At 58.6% G+C, this 14808-nt stretch carries 14 protein-coding genes; 7 read left to right on the top strand and 7 right to left on the bottom strand.

Going from position 1 to position 14808, the window contains the following annotated elements; genetic code table 11:
* Positions 1-34 precede the first annotated feature (34 nt).
* Positions 35-1477 carry a PTS system trehalose-specific EIIBC component gene (treP, locus tag V6L81_RS08215; RefSeq protein ID WP_095018345.1) on the bottom strand — a complete coding sequence of 481 codons (1443 nt, stop codon included), beginning with the start codon at positions 1475-1477 and terminating at the stop codon, positions 35-37.
* 195 nt (positions 1478-1672) lie between these two features.
* On the opposite strand from treP, the gene treR reads away from it, so the two are divergent.
* Positions 1673-2377: a trehalose operon repressor gene (gene treR / locus V6L81_RS08210; RefSeq protein ID WP_338660605.1), complete on the top strand. Its 705-nt coding sequence runs from the start codon at positions 1673-1675 to the stop codon at positions 2375-2377.
* Positions 2378-2420: 43 nt separating this feature from the next.
* On the opposite strand, the gene V6L81_RS08205 is transcribed toward treR, so the two are convergent.
* Both V6L81_RS08205 and V6L81_RS08200 read right to left on the bottom strand, forming a co-directional pair.
* On the bottom strand, positions 2421-3077 hold the full coding sequence (locus V6L81_RS08205; RefSeq protein ID WP_095001449.1) for a trypsin-like peptidase domain-containing protein: 657 nt from the start codon (positions 3075-3077) through the stop codon (positions 2421-2423).
* A gap of 301 nt (positions 3078-3378) precedes the next feature.
* On the bottom strand, positions 3379-3936 hold the full coding sequence (locus tag V6L81_RS08200; protein ID WP_095018344.1) for a hypothetical protein: 558 nt from the start codon (positions 3934-3936) through the stop codon (positions 3379-3381).
* A gap of 116 nt (positions 3937-4052) precedes the next feature.
* Between V6L81_RS08200 and V6L81_RS08195 the strand changes: the two genes are divergently transcribed.
* The 3 genes from V6L81_RS08195 to V6L81_RS08185 are packed head-to-tail and all read left to right on the top strand — an operon-like array spanning position 4053 to position 5283.
* A complete protein-coding gene (locus V6L81_RS08195; protein ID WP_010655636.1) occupies positions 4053-4364 on the top strand; it encodes a hypothetical protein in 312 nt (103 codons plus the stop codon).
* A 24-nt stretch (positions 4365-4388) separates the two neighbouring features.
* Positions 4389-4715, top strand: coding sequence for a hypothetical protein (locus V6L81_RS08190; RefSeq protein WP_338660604.1), 327 nt, complete (start codon positions 4389-4391; stop codon positions 4713-4715).
* A gap of 25 nt (positions 4716-4740) precedes the next feature.
* Entirely contained in the window at positions 4741-5283 is a 543-nt protein-coding gene (locus tag V6L81_RS08185) for a hypothetical protein (RefSeq protein WP_240882060.1), read from the top strand.
* Between the two features lie 159 nt (positions 5284-5442).
* On the opposite strand, the gene guaA is transcribed toward V6L81_RS08185, so the two are convergent.
* The 4 genes from guaA to V6L81_RS08165 all read right to left on the bottom strand — a co-directional run bounded on the left by guaA (position 5443) and on the right by V6L81_RS08165 (position 10344).
* Complete coding sequence (guaA, locus tag V6L81_RS08180) at positions 5443-7020, bottom strand: glutamine-hydrolyzing GMP synthase (RefSeq protein ID WP_095001455.1); 1578 nt, start codon at positions 7018-7020, stop codon at positions 5443-5445.
* A gap of 103 nt (positions 7021-7123) precedes the next feature.
* Positions 7124-8593, bottom strand: coding sequence for an IMP dehydrogenase (guaB, locus tag V6L81_RS08175; RefSeq protein WP_016779630.1), 1470 nt, complete (start codon positions 8591-8593; stop codon positions 7124-7126).
* Between the two features lie 283 nt (positions 8594-8876).
* Positions 8877-9425 carry a sugar ABC transporter ATPase gene (locus V6L81_RS08170; RefSeq protein WP_095001456.1) on the bottom strand — a complete coding sequence of 183 codons (549 nt, stop codon included), beginning with the start codon at positions 9423-9425 and terminating at the stop codon, positions 8877-8879.
* Positions 9426-9597: 172 nt separating this feature from the next.
* Positions 9598-10344, bottom strand: coding sequence for a sulfite exporter TauE/SafE family protein (locus tag V6L81_RS08165; RefSeq protein WP_130871885.1), 747 nt, complete (start codon positions 10342-10344; stop codon positions 9598-9600).
* 80 nt (positions 10345-10424) lie between these two features.
* On the opposite strand from V6L81_RS08165, the gene xseA reads away from it, so the two are divergent.
* The 3 genes from xseA to leuA all read left to right on the top strand — a co-directional run bounded on the left by xseA (position 10425) and on the right by leuA (position 14658).
* Positions 10425-11804, top strand: a complete 1380-nt coding sequence (gene xseA, locus V6L81_RS08160) for an exodeoxyribonuclease VII large subunit (protein ID WP_095001630.1) — start codon at positions 10425-10427, stop codon at positions 11802-11804.
* Between the two features lie 3 nt (positions 11805-11807).
* On the top strand, positions 11808-12632 hold the full coding sequence (locus V6L81_RS08155) for a peptidoglycan DD-metalloendopeptidase family protein (protein ID WP_338660603.1): 825 nt from the start codon (positions 11808-11810) through the stop codon (positions 12630-12632).
* A gap of 346 nt (positions 12633-12978) precedes the next feature.
* A complete protein-coding gene (leuA, locus tag V6L81_RS08150; RefSeq protein ID WP_095026022.1) occupies positions 12979-14658 on the top strand; it encodes a 2-isopropylmalate synthase in 1680 nt (559 codons plus the stop codon).
* Positions 14659-14808: the final 150 nt, after the last annotated feature.

Raw genomic sequence — 14808 nt, 5'->3', positions numbered from 1 at the left:
AGCCTTCGGCAGCGGCTACAGGAAAGTGGATGTGCTACGCGACGCGATAACCCGGACGAATGATTTTCAGGCTCAGGCCGCAGGTCAGGACAAACGGCACGACAATGGCCATCAACATGCCGATGACAAACATCGGGATGTACTGCGGAATGATCGAAATAAAGCCGGGCAAGCCGCCAACACCGATGGCCGAAGCCAGCACCTTGTTCAGCGACAGGAAAATGCTGCCCAGCGCCGAGCCGATCAGCGCCGCATAGAACGGGAACTTGTAGCGCAGGTTGATCCCGAACATCGCCGGTTCCGTGATGCCAAAGTACGCCGAGACTGCAGAGGTAGAGGCCATGCTGCGCTCACGCACATTGCGGCTCATGTAGAACACCCCGAGCGCGGCGCTGCCCTGGGCCAGGTTGGACATGACGATCATCGGCCAGATAAAGGTGCCGCCGTGGTTGGCAATCAATTGCAGGTCCACGGCGAGAAACATATGGTGCATGCCGGTAATCACCAGCGGTGCATACAGCAGGCCGAAAATCATTCCGCCGAGCACCGGGGCCACGTCGAACAACAGCACTACGCCTTCGGTAATGAGGATGCCGAGGTGACGGGTCACCGGGCCAATGATCGCCAGCGCCAGCACCCCGGTGATGACGATGGTAGTAATGGGTACCACCAGCAATTGAATGGCATTGGGCACTCGCGCCCGTAGCCATTTCTCTATCACGCTCATCACATAGGCGGCCATCAGGATCGGCAGGATCTGCCCCTGGTAGCCCACTTTCTCGATCTGGAACAGGCCCAGGATGTTGAAGTACGGCAGGCTCTGGCCCTCCAGCCCGGCCACGGCCTTGCCGTAGTTCCAGGCATTGAGCAGGTCGGGGTGAACCAGCATCAGGCCCAGCACAATGCCGAGGATTTCGCTGCCGCCAAATCGCTTGGCCGCCGACCAGCCCACCAGCGCGGGCAGGAATACAAAAGAGGTATTGGCCATGAGGTTGATCAGGCTCCACACCCCGTCCAGTTGCGGATAAGCGTCGAGCAGGGTTTTGCCGTCGATAAACATGCCCTTGGCGCCGAGCAGGTTGTTAACCCCCATCAGCAAGCCGGCAATGATCAGGGCGGGCAGGATGGGCATAAACACATCGGAGAACACACGCACCAGACGCTGCATGGCGTTGGCCTTGTCGGCGCCCTGCTGCTTCACGTCGGCGATAGTGGCGGCTGCCAGGCCGGTCTGCTCACGCAGGGCGGCATAGACCTTCTCGACTTCACCGGGGCCGATCACCACCTGGTACAGGCCGCCCGTGAAGAAGGAACCTTTGACCAGATCGATCTGGTTGAGGGTTGTGCTGTCGACCAGGCTTGGGTCCTTGAGGGCCAGGCGCAAGCGTGTGACGCAATGCGCGGCCTGCTCAATGTTGGCGGCACCACCGAGGCTGTGCAGCAGCTCGCGGGCGATCTGGGAATAGTCGTGGCTCATGCGTGGTCTCGCTTGAATTTTTATTATGGAGCGTCGCTGTGGCAGCACGCCGTAGCAAAAAAATACTCGTCTGTACGAGTTAAAGCAACAACTGGTACAGACGAGTTAGTGATTTTTCTGCCGCGTACTTGCGCTGCCTTCCCTCCAACCCTTAAGGTTCCGGGCCCCGAGCCCAACCGGCATAGAGCCCTCGCCATGACCAAATACAATCAGATCTACACGGATCTGCTTGCCAGTATCACCACTGAACGCCTGGCCCGCGGCGCGCGCCTGCCGTCCGAAACCGAGTTGATGGCCAGCTATGGGGCCAGCCGCGGAACCGTGCGCAAGGCGATTGAACAACTGCAGGAGCGTGGATTTGCCCAGAAGATCCACGGCAAGGGCACTTTTGTATTGTCATCCAGCCCGATCGAGTTCCAGCTGGGCGGTATCGTCAGCTTTCAAGAGACCTACCCGCGCCTGGGCGGTAACGTCAGTACCGAGGTGGTGGAGTTCACCCGGTTCCCGCTCGAAGGCGCACTGTGCGAGAAGTTCGATGTTGCAGCGGGCAGCCTGATAACCCGCATCAAACGCGTGCGCCATATTGATGGCAAGCGGGTGATTCTGGACATCAACCATTTTGTCAGCGACCTGATTCCGGGGCTGGATCAGGCCATTGCCGAGCACTCGATCTATGCCTATATCGAGCAGACCCTGAATATGCAGATCAGCTATGCCCAGCGCACCATCGAAGCGGTGCCGCGCAGCAAGGACGACCAGCAGCACCTGGACCTGGAAGGTCAGAGCCATGTGATCGTGGTGAGCAACCAGACGTTTCTACAGGATGGGCGCCAGTTCGAGTACACCGAGTCGCGGCATACGCTGGACAAGTTCTACTTTTCGGATGTGGCGCGGCGCTGACATCAAAAAAAGCACCCTCACCTTCCGGGGTGAGGGTGCTTTTTTACTTGGCCGCAAACTTCGACCCACGCCCCCCATCAAGCTGCGCCTGCAACATCCCCCATTCGCGGGCAACAATCGAATACGGGATAAAAATGCTCACTCTCTGCGCGCTCTTCAGCTCAGGCAACGTAATAGCACTGTTCAGGCTGGTCGAATAAAAACCGGCATTGATCCCCACCACGCAACCGTCACTGGCGATCACCGGCCCACCCGACATGCCCTTGACCAGCGGGGCATCATGAATGGCATACAGGTCACCGCTGTGATCTTCGGTATTGCTGAAGGGGGTTTTATACACTTTGCCCTTACCCGTCGTGGTCACAAGGTAAGGGCTCACGCCCACGGCCGTGATGCTCTCTCCCACCTGCGGCGCTCGCCATGCCGGGAAGTGGCCATTGGCTTTATGCTTGATAAAGACCAGATCGCAGCGTGTGCTGCAACGGTATGCAACGTTGGGGATAAACGGGGTATGCCCAGTGGTGACGGCGTAGTCCTCATTCCATTGCACGGCCGAGGCCATGTACATATACGGCATGGGAAAGCCTGAAAAGACGGGAAAGTAAGCTTCATTGACCGGCCCCGACAAGTCGGGCTTCACGAATCCGTTGCATCCTGCAGTGACAACTCCTATTAACAAGAAGGCCATGATCTTGATCATGATAAATCACCGACTTATAGGGAGGATGCGACTGGCTTTGATTGTCAGTATTTTGACTACAGCAAAAACAGCACGCCTAACCAATTGTTTTGGTTGAGGCATGTATTATTTATGGATGAGGTTTTAATAACGCGTATGAATCAATCGAACTAAGCTCAATTGCCATTTCGAGCAATTGCCACGTTCAATTAATTGGCGTCGGAAGTTTGATGATTCAGAACGCCGACCACAAAAAAAGCGATCAACAGTAAAGGTTGATCGCTTTTTATATCAAGCCGGGCTCAAGGCCTTTCATGCACTATCAGTCTGCGGCGCCATCATTTTTTTGAGCGCCAACGGTCTTGCGTTCACCGGTTGGAGAAACTTCATACACGTTCATCACCCAAGTGTCAGCGATCACGGTTTCAACCACGTAATTCTTCTTGGCTTGCGGGGTGAATTGCTGCGCAACAGGCTGCTCTTTGTCGAACGGCGTAGGCATTGGAATACCGTTGAAGGTGAACTGCTTGGCCTTGACCGTCCCTTCCACGTGCACCACTTTGTCTGCATCGACCAGCTTGCTGATGCTGTCAGTGCCACCGCCAATTCGCTTCAGATAGGCCGGTATGCGCTTGAAGTAAGCAGTGTCATAAACACGATCACCCGCGTCATCCATTCGACCGTCGGAATACCCGTACATGTAACTGACAGGGTGATCACCCTCCCCGCCGATGGTACGGAAGGTCAAGCTGGCTTGATGGTCATTCATGACCAGTGGCACGACCGGCGTTGAAGTGAGATCACCCGCCTTACGGCTACTGCAACCGGTCATCACAAGGGCGAGTGTGATTGCTAACGGAACTGCCAGATAAGTTTTCATTCGATCCTTGAACAGTCTGAGTGAAGGACAGTATGGAACCATTTGTTGAATGAAAGTTCCCTATACGATGTTGGCGCATCACACTCTACCCGCGTCAAAACCCAAGGAAGAACGCCATGTTCACGAGGAGCCTGTTGCTGAGTTTTTGCGCTGTGTTACTGGTTGGCTGCACGGGAAGGGGCTTTCAACCGCCGGCTCCGGATTACACAAAATGGTACAAGGAGGGCGTATCGCAGACCGGGATCATTGCTGCGATGCGTGCGTGCGGATATACCAATGTTGATGGCGCAGGAGACAGGTCGCCAATCGATGTGAGGTTACTGAACTTCTATTGCATGAAAGACGCAGGCTACAAACGCAAAGATAACTTGGACATGTGCAAGCTCGGTCGTATTGGAGAATCGCCGGTGTGCGATGGCCGCCGTTAATCCGTCACCTAAAGGACACAGGGAATGAACAATCTACGCAACGGACTGTATGGTGCCGCATTGGCCCTGGCGGCAACAGCGCTGGGTGGTTGCGCCTCCTCGGTCGCAATCACCGGCGAACCTGGGGTAAACATGGGCGACAGCTATCAGAGTGTGCTCGCGGTGGTCAGCCGCAACAATACCGTGACCAAACAGGTAGATGGTCAAGGCTTCCGGGCCGAGGGTTACTCGACAATGTTCAAGGACTGTCGCACCAAGTACTTCCTGTTCCAGGACGCCGATGGTTTGCAGCGCGTGACCTATGAACCTGCGCCGCATCTGTCAGTCAGCCAGAACTGCCGCCAGCCTTAACCTGCCCCTGCGAGTCGATTGCCTGATGAGACTGTTCACTGTAATCCCCGCCGTTCTGCTAGCGCTCAGCGGCTGCGGCCAAGTGGCAAACGTGCGTTCGCTGTCTACCGGCTACATACCCCCGCAGAGCGGCGAGACTGCCCGTATTCGTCTGCTCACCGACGGTCTGGTGCGCGCCGTGCCGGGGCGTGACTGCCTCGACTGGAATGTGCCCGGCGCGGGGGTGATGGCGTCGGCGAAATCCGGCTTCCCCGACCATAACGGCGAAAACCTCAGCATTGCCGGGCCGATCTATTCGTTGGCAGGTTCGGTCTCGTCAGAGCTGGTAGTGCCGGCGAACAAGCCGATCGCGCTCCATTACCTGGGGCGCCTGCAATATGCCCGGCAGTGCGCCAGGACCATGACCTTCGTACCTCGGCCCGGGGTGGATTACCGGGTGCAGGCATCCATGTCGGCAGACTGCTCATTCCTGCTGGATGAGCTTTCAGCTGACGGCATGCAATGGGTCGCTGTCGAGCCGAAGCCTGATGGCAAGGTGTCGATGTGTCACGCGATGGATAACTTCTAGCCGAAATCAGCGCGGCCCCGTACCAAGCCACCTGAACACGCTGCCTGGCGATGCACAAAACAGCCAGAAATTGCCAGCCCAAAAAAGCCAAAAGCCCGCAATTAAGCGGGCTTCAGGGTATTTCCTGCTAGATCGTGCCGGTCAGTGCCGGACGTCTAATCATTCCCACTCAATCGTTGCCGGCGGCTTGCTCGACACGTCATAAGTTACGCGGGAGATGCCTTCGATTTCGTTGATGATCCGGCCGCTGACGGTTTCCAGCAGTTCGTAAGGCAGATGAGCCCAACGCGCGGTCATGAAGTCGATGGTTTCTACGGCACGCAGGGCAACTACCCAGGCGTAACGACGGCCATCGCCTACAACACCAACCGATTTAACCGGCTGGAACACTACAAATGCCTGGCTCACTTTGTGGTACCAGTCAGCCTTGCGCAGCTCTTCGATAAAGATGTGGTCAGCACGACGCAGGATGTCGGCGTATTCCTTTTTCACTTCACCCAGGATGCGCACGCCCAGACCCGGGCCCGGGAACGGGTGACGGTAGACCATGTCGTACGGCAGGCCCAGCTCCAGACCCAGACGACGGACTTCGTCCTTGAACAGCTCACGCAGCGGTTCAACCAGCTTGAGGTTCATTTCGTCCGGCAGGCCGCCCACGTTGTGGTGCGACTTGATGACGTGAGCCTTGCCGCTCTTGGCGCCAGCCGACTCGATCACGTCCGGGTAGATGGTGCCCTGGGCCAGGTACTTGATGTTTTCCAGCTTGCAGGATTCGGCATCGAACACGTCGATAAAGGTACGGCCGATGATCTTGCGCTTTTTCTCCGGGTCGCTTTCGCCAGCCAGGTTGTTCAGGAACTGGTCGGCAGCGTTGGCGCGGATCACCTTGACGCCCATGTTCTCGGCGAACATGGCCATCACTTGCTCACCTTCGTGCAGGCGCAGCAGGCCGTTGTCCACGAATACGCAGGTCAACTGGTCGCCGATGGCCTTGTGCAGCAAAGCTGCTACTACCGAGGAGTCAACGCCGCCGGACAAGCCCAGCAATACGTTGTCGGTACCGACCTGGGCACGGATGTTGGCAATCGCGTCTTCGGCGATTTTCGACGGCGTCCACAGGGCTTCGCAGCCGCAGATGTCGAGGATAAAGCGCGACAGGATGCGGCCACCCTGTTTGGTGTGGGTCACTTCCGGGTGGAACTGCACGCCGTAGTAGCCGCGCTCGTCGCTGAACATGCCGGCAATCGGGCAGCTTGGAGTGCTGGCCAGAATGTGGAAGTCGGACGGCATTTTGGTGACCTTGTCACCGTGGCTCATCCACACGTCCAGACCGAACAGGCCGTCGGCGTCGATGTGGTCTTCGATGCCGTCCAGCAGGCGGCTTTTGCCAACCACGTCGACGCGGGCATAACCAAACTCGCGCAGCTCGGAACCTTCAACCTTGCCGCCCAGTTGCTCGGCCATGGTCTGCATGCCGTAGCAGATACCGAAAACCGGTACGCCCAGGTCAAATACAGCTTGTGGGGCGCGCGGGCTGCCGGCTTCGTGTACCGACTCCGGGCCACCGGCCAGGATGATGCCTTTAGGGGCGAATTCGCGGATCGCTGCGTCGTCCATGTCGAACGGGTGCAGTTCGCAGTAAACGCCGATTTCGCGCACGCGGCGGGCGATCAGCTGGGTGTACTGGGAACCGAAGTCCAGGATCAGGATGCGGTGAGCGTGAATGTCGAGGGCCATGACAAAATCTCGATTAATTTCAGAAACGACACGGGGCTGAATCAAACAGCCCCGGTGACTTAATTCGTATCGCACCCGGGTGTGAACCCGGGTGCGACCACTATCAACCTACGCGATAGTTGGGTGCTTCCTTGGTGATCTGCACGTCGTGGACGTGGGATTCAGCCATGCCAGCGCCGGTGATACGCACGAACTCGGGCTTGGTACGCATTTGTTCGATGTCGGCACAGCCGGTGTAACCCATCGAGGAACGCAGACCGCCCATCAGTTGGTGAATGATCGCCGTCAGCGAGCCTTTGTAAGCCACGCGACCTTCGATACCTTCCGGTACCAGCTTCTCGGCACCCGCGGAGGAGTCCTGGAAGTAACGGTCAGAGGAGCCCTGGGATTGCGACATCGCACCCAGCGAACCCATGCCGCGGTAAGCCTTGTACGAACGGCCCTGGTACAGCTCGATTTCGCCTGGTGCTTCTTCAGTACCGGCAAACATCGAACCCATCATCACGCAGGAAGCACCGGCAACGATGGCCTTGGACAGGTCACCCGAAAAACGGATGCCGCCGTCGGCGATCAGAGGTACGCCAGTGCCTTCAAGGGCAGCGGCCACATTGGCAATCGCGCTGATTTGCGGAACGCCAACACCGGCAACGATACGGGTGGTGCAGATCGAGCCCGGGCCGATACCGACTTTAACTGCGTCAGCGCCGGCTTCAGCCAGGGCCAGGGCAGCAGCGCCAGTGGCGATGTTGCCGCCAATGACCTGAACTTCAGGGAAGTTCTGCTTGACCCAGCGAACGCGGTCGATCACGCCTTTGGAGTGACCGTGGGCGGTGTCGACTACCACCACGTCAACGCCGGCAGCCACGAGGGCGGCCACGCGATCAGCGGTGTCCTTGCCGGTACCGACCGCAGCGCCTACGCGCAGACGACCCTGGTCGTCCTTGCTGGCCAACGGGTAAGCCTTGGCTTTTTCGATGTCGTTAACGGTCATCATGCCCTTGAGGGCAAAGTTGTCGTCGACGATCAGCACGCGCTCGATACGGTGCTTGTGCAACAGCTCGCGGGCTTCTTCCTTGTCGGCGCCTTCCTTGACCGTAACCAGACGCTCTTTAGGCGTCATCACGTCACGAACGGTAGCTTCCAGACGGTTTTCAAAGCGTACGTCACGGGATGTCACGATGCCGACCAGGTCGCCATTGTGCAGTACCGGAACGCCGGAGATATTGTGCTGGCGGGTCAGCTCAAGCAGCTCACGTACCGTGGCATCAGCCTCGATAGTGATCGGCTCTTTAACCACGCCGGCTTCGAAACGCTTGACCTTGCGAACTTCGTGAGCTTGCTGCTCGATGGTCATGTTCTTGTGGATGATACCGATACCGCCTTCCTGAGCCATGGCGATTGCCAGACGGGCTTCAGTTACGGTGTCCATTGCAGCGGAAACCAGCGGAATATTCAGTTCAATGCCACGGGTCAAACGAGTCTTTAAATTGACTTCGTTCGGGAGAACCTCGGAATAACCGGGGACGAGAAGGATGTCATCGAATGTGAGTGCTTCTTGGCTGATACGCAGCATCGCTGGGGCTCCCGAGCGGGAAAATGGAAGCGCGCCATTGTACTCAAAACCCCTGGATCTCTCAACGGAAACCTTTAGAGAGTTTTGCGCTAAGGGCCAATGATTAGCTGACTTTGAAGGCAGAAATTGAACCGTAGCAGCTGCCGAAGGCTGCGTCCGGCGGCGTAGCCGTCGTAAATCCATAGCACGCGTTTTTTCAGCTGAACCGCGTGCCCCGGACTTACGATCGCTTCGCAATCGAACGCAGCCTCGTTCCTTCGGCAGCTGCTACGGAATTTTCACCTCAGAGTTCGACTTTCACCCACGCCACCGGCTGGTCGAGCCAGTCGGCGAACTCGTCGAGAAAGCTTTGCTTGAATCCAGCCTCGGCCCAGTTGTTGAAAATAAACCCAAGGTTGGAAAACGCACACGGCTGTAAAAACAGAAAACCGTTGATGTCGTCTTCGTGGGCGCACAGCGGACAGATGAAGTTGTCGGTACGCCCCGGCATCCAGTCTTCGAGGCTTTCAAACAGTGCCTCGCCCACTTCCTTGCGGCACTCGGCGCAACCGGCTTCTTCAAGAAAACCTTTGGCCGGTGTGTAGATGCAGCGCTTGGTGATGATCTCCAGGCCATTGACCGGCTGCCCGAAAGGCAGAGCCTCGGGGTGCAGCACCACTTCACGGGCACCGGGGGCGATGGCGTAGGCCATGCCATTGCCGGTACGGCCGCAGGTGGTGAGCTCTTCTTCGATGATGTTCTTGCGCACCAGCCAGCGCACGATGGCCCGGGCACGCGGCTCATGCACCGGCAAGGTGGAGATTTTTGGAACGATGATGCTTTGGGAATTCATGGGGACGGCACATGTACGTGAAATAAGGGCAACACAGTGCAACTGCTGGAGCGGGCTTGCTCGCGATCACATCGACGCGATCTGGCTGCGGCACCGCAGTGCCTGCATCGCGAGCAAGCCCGCTCCCACAGAGTTAGAGCTGACGCGCAGCTTAAAGCCTCACCTCGCGAGGTCAAGCACTCAGATAACGCGCAATCAGCGCAATGCCGCTGGCCAGCACCAGCCACGTTACCAGCCGCACAAACGCCTCGCGGGACAATTTGCGCGTCAGCCGGCGGCCAACCCACAGTCCCATTGCCATCGCCGGTAACAGGCAGGCGCCAAGCAACAACAGCTCGCCATCGGCATACACACCGGCAAGTACGAACAACGTAAGACGCACCACGGTGCTGCAACTGATCAACGCACTCTGGGTGGCGCGGGCAGCGTCTTTGGGCAAGCGGGCATTCAGATAAAGCGCATACAAAAAACCGCCACTGCCAAACAGCGCACCAAACAACCCGCCGGTGATACCCGTGGGGATGGCCCAACCGGCAGCGAGCCGTGCCGGCTTCACCTTCACCGCCAGGCTGTACAAGGCGTAAGCGGTGATAAAAACCCCCATCAACAGCAACAACAGGTCGGATTTAAGGTTCAGCAAAAACACCACGCCCACCACACAGCCGATCGCCATGCACGGCAGCAAGCGCAGCAACTCGGATCGCACCACATCCCGGCGCGACGGCAGCCAGTTACCAAAGGCCGCCACAAAATCCAGCAGCACCAGCAGCGGGATGATTTTCGACAGCGGCAGGCACAGAATCAGGATCGGCCCGGCCACCAGCGCCGTGCCGAACCCGGCCACACCAAAGACGATATAGGCCAGGGCAATGGCCAGCTCCAGCAGCACCCACTCACCACCACTAAACGGCAAATCCATTGCTCTGCTTCCTTGTTTTTAGTGCGCAGACTTCTATCAGACAGGTGCAGTGATAACAATCCGCCCTTATGATGACCCGCATGATTAAAGACCCCTTTGCAAGACTCAATCTCGACCGGGAAGTCCTGACCGTCAGCCAGCTCAATGGCCGGGCGCGGGTGCTGCTCGAAGACGTGTTCAGCAATATCTGGGTAGAAGGCGAAATCTCCAACCTCGCCCGCCCGGCCTCTGGCCACGTGTATTTCACTCTCAAGGACAGCGGCGCCCAGGTGCGTTGTGCGCTGTTTCGCAATAACGCTGCGCGGGTTCGTCAGGCGCTCAAGGATGGCCTGGCGGTCAAGGTGCGCGGCAAGGTCTCGCTGTTTGAAGGCCGTGGCGATTACCAGTTGATCCTCGACACTGTAGAACCCGCCGGCGACGGCGCACTGCGCCTGGCCTTCGATGCACTCAAGGAAAAGCTCGGCGCCGAAGGCCTGTTCAGCCCCGAACGCAAGGTCGCCCTGCCCGCTCACCCGCAGCGCATCGGTATTGTCAGCTCGCCCACCGGCGCGGTGATTCGCGACATCATCAGCGTGTTCCGCCGCCGTGCGCCACAAGTCGAACTGACCCTGATCCCCACCGCCGTTCAAGGCCGCGAAGCCACGGCGCAAATCGTCCGTGCCCTCAAGCTGGCCGATGCACGGGGCTTTGACGCACTGATCCTGGCCCGCGGCGGCGGCTCGCTGGAAGACCTGTGGTGTTTCAACGAAGAAGCCGTGGCTCGCGCCATCGATGCCTGCGTTACCCCTGTCGTCAGTGCCGTGGGTCACGAAACCGATGTCTCGATCGCCGACTTCGTGGCAGACGTGCGCGCGCCCACGCCTTCGGCCGCGGCCGAGCTGCTGGCACCGGACTCAAGCGACCTGCAACGGCGCATCGACAGCCTGCATCGGCGCCTGGTGATGCGCATTCGTGATCGCCTGATGCGCGACCGCTTGCGCCTCGACGGCCTGGCGCGACGCCTGCGTCACCCCGGCGAACGTCTGCGTCAGCAAGCCCAACGCCTGGATGACCTGGACATGCGCATGCGCCGGGCTTTCGAGCGCAGCCTGAATACTCGCCGCGAACGCCTGATCCGCCTCGAAACCCGTCTGGCCGCACAACATCCGGGGCGTCAGCTGGCCATGTTGCGCCAGCGTCTGGACAGCCTGGCCGAGCGCTTGCCCCGGGCCATGCGCGAAGGCCTCAAGGCGCGCCGCATGCAGCTGCAAAACCAGATGCAAACCCTGCATGTGGTCAGTCCGCTGGCGACCCTGGGCCGTGGCTACAGTATCCTGCTCGATGAAAAGGGCAATGCCGTTCGCCGGGCCGCGCAAACGCAAAACGGTCAGCGCTTGACCGCCAGGCTGGGCGAAGGCGAACTGCAAGTGCGCGTTGAGGACAATCACCTCACGCCTGTCACCCTTTCTTTACTGGATTAACCAATGCCACGTTTTTTCTCTGCCGTGCTTTTGCTGTGCCTGACTTTCAATGCTCAGGCGGCTGACAGCTATATCACCCGCCTGCTGCACAAACCGGTGCCCGGAGGGGTGGCCGTGATTGAACTGGGCAGCGGCGCCCAGGCGCCCAAGGCCAGCTATGACGGCAAGCCGGTCATGGTGATCAAGGAACAGGACACCTGGCGGGCGATTGTCGGCATCCCGTTGACGGTCAAACCCGGTAGCCAGCAGATCACCTCCGGCGGGCGCAACCTGAGCTTTGCGGTGGGCAGCAAAAAATACCCCGAGCAACACATCACCTTGAAAAACAAGCGTCAGGTCAATCCCGACCCGGCCGATATCAAGCGCATCGACAACGAGCTGGCGATCCAGATCAAGGCCTACCGCACCTTCAGCCCCAACACACCCAGCAACCTGTTGCTGGACAAACCGGTCAATGGCCCGCTGTCGAGCAAGTTCGGCGTGCGCCGCTTCTTCAATGGCGAAGAGCGCAACCCTCACGCCGGTCTCGACTTCGCCGTACCTGCTGGCACGCCGATCAAGACCCCGGCAGCGGGCAAGGTAATCCTGATCGGCAATTACTTCTTCAATGGCAATACGGTGTTTGTAGATCACGGCCAGGGCTTTATCAGCATGTTCTGCCATATGTCGAAGATCGACACCAAGGTCGGCCAGCAACTGGCCCGCGGCGATGTGGTGGGCAAGGTCGGCTCGACAGGCCGCGCCACGGGCCCGCATATGCACTGGAACGTCAGCCTCAATGATGCAAGGGTTGACCCGGCGATTTTCATTGGCGCCTTCGCACCCTAACAAGCGCCCAGAAAGGGGAAAACCCCTGTAGCACGCAAGGCATGCCCTCCCTTTAAACCACGCAATCCAGAGCAAGGCAAAAATCAATATGCGCTATAAAAACGCGCATATCTTGTCTTTTCGAGCATTTATCTCAATGTTTTTTATAGGCTTGCCATCTTTCCCGCCAATGGTTAGGGTTGAGCCTATGAACACACCTCACGTCCTCATTCTGCTTCGTCAACACCGCAGCCTTTGCCTCGTCAGTGCACGACTGCAACGCTAGTCGCGGTGCCTCGCCTTCTGCTTTGTATTTCTTCGGCTAGCCGCCTCCTCAATGACCGGCTCGCATAAAAAGGATTGCCTGATGACCATGCTCAAAGACCCTTCTTCCAAATACCGTGCCTTCCCGGTCATTGATTTGCCCGACCGAACGTGGCCGTCAAAAACCATCACCCAGGCGCCGATCTGGTGCAGTTCCGATTTGCGCGACGGTAACCAGTCGCTGATCGAGCCGATGGATGCGGTAAAGAAGCTGCGATTCTGGAAAACCCTGGTCAGCGTAGGCGTTAAAGAAATCGAGGCATCGTTCCCGGCGGCATCGCAAACCGACTTTGACTTTGTCCGCACCCTGATCGAAGACGGCCATATACCGGACGACACCACTATCCAGGTGCTGACCCAGGGCCGCGAAGACTTGATCGCCCGCACCTTCGAATCGCTGCGCGGCGCGAAAAAGGCTATCGTCCACCTGTACAACGCCACTTGCCCTGCTTTCCGCCGCATCGTGTTCAACCAGGACAAAGACGGCATCAAGGAAATCGCGGTCAGCGCGGCGAAGCTGTTCGTCAAATACGCCGCTCAGCAGCCCGAAACCCACTGGACGTTCGAATACTCGCCAGAGACCTTCAGCGCCACCGAACTGGAGTTCGCCAAGGAAGTGTGTGACGCGGTAATCGAAGTGTGGAACCCGACGCCTGAGCACAAGATGATCCTCAACTTGCCTGCCACCGTTGAGTGCGCGACGCCGAATATCTACGCCGACCAGATCGAATGGTTCGGCCGCAATATCAATCGCCGTGACAGCGTGCTGATCAGCCTGCACACCCACAACGACCGTGGCACCGGTGTAGCCGCCACCGAGCTGGGCCTGATGGCTGGCGCCGATCGTGTCGAAGGCTGCCTGTTCGGTAACGGCGAACGGACCGGTAACGTCGACCTGGTGACCGTGGCCCTGAACATGTACACCCAGGGCCTGGATCCGCAGCTGGACTTCTCCGATATCGATGGCGTGCGCAAGGTTGTCGAAGAGTGCAACCAGATCCCGGTGCACCCGCGTCACCCGTATGTGGGCGACCTGGTGCACACCGCGTTCTCCGGTTCGCACCAGGACGCCATCCGCAAAGGCTTCGCCCAGCAGAAACCGGACGCCCTGTGGGAAGTGCCGTACTTGCCGATCGACCCGGCGGATATCGGTCGCAGCTACGAAGCCGTGATTCGGGTTAACAGCCAGTCGGGCAAAGGCGGGATCGCTTACCTGCTGGAGCAGGAATACGGCATCAGCTTGCCGCGCCGGATGCAGATCGAATTCAGCCAGGTGGTACAACGCGAAACTGACCGTCTGGGCCTGGAAATGACTGCTCAGCAGATTCACAGCTTGCTGCGCACCGAGTACTTGCAGGCCAACACTCCTTACGCGCTGGTCAGCCATCGCTTGCAGGAAGAGAACGGTCACAGTGCGGTCGAAGTCGAAGTCTCGGCCAAAGGCGACGGCGAAACCAATCTGCGCTGGAGCGGCAAAGGCAACGGCGCGTTGGAAGCACTGGTAGCCGGCCTGCCGGTCAATGCCGAAATAATGGACTACAACGAGCATGCGATTGGTGCTGGCACCAACGCCAAGGCTGCGGCTTATATAGAGTTGCGGGTCAATGGCGGCCGAGCCGTGCATGGCGTGGGCATTGATGAAAACATCACCACGGCAAGCTTCAAGGCATTGTTCAGCGCTCTGAACCGTTCCCTGAGCGAAGCCGAGGCGAAAGCCGCGTAAACGTTGGCCTGAAACGCAAAAGCCCCCAAGGTGAGAACCCTGGGGGCTTTTTATTGCATCATGACCGGCAATCACCAGCCCCTGTGGGAGCGGGCTTGCTCGCGATTCAGGCGGCGCGATTTGGCAGGCAGACCGCGGTGATGCCATCGC

Origin of the sequence: Pseudomonas bubulae (assembly GCF_037023725.1) — a bacterium.
GTDB classification, from domain to species: Bacteria; Pseudomonadota; Gammaproteobacteria; order Pseudomonadales; family Pseudomonadaceae; genus Aquipseudomonas; species Aquipseudomonas bubulae.
Note: the sequence above shows the minus strand (reverse complement) of the source record. Positions and strands in the feature narration are given on the sequence as shown.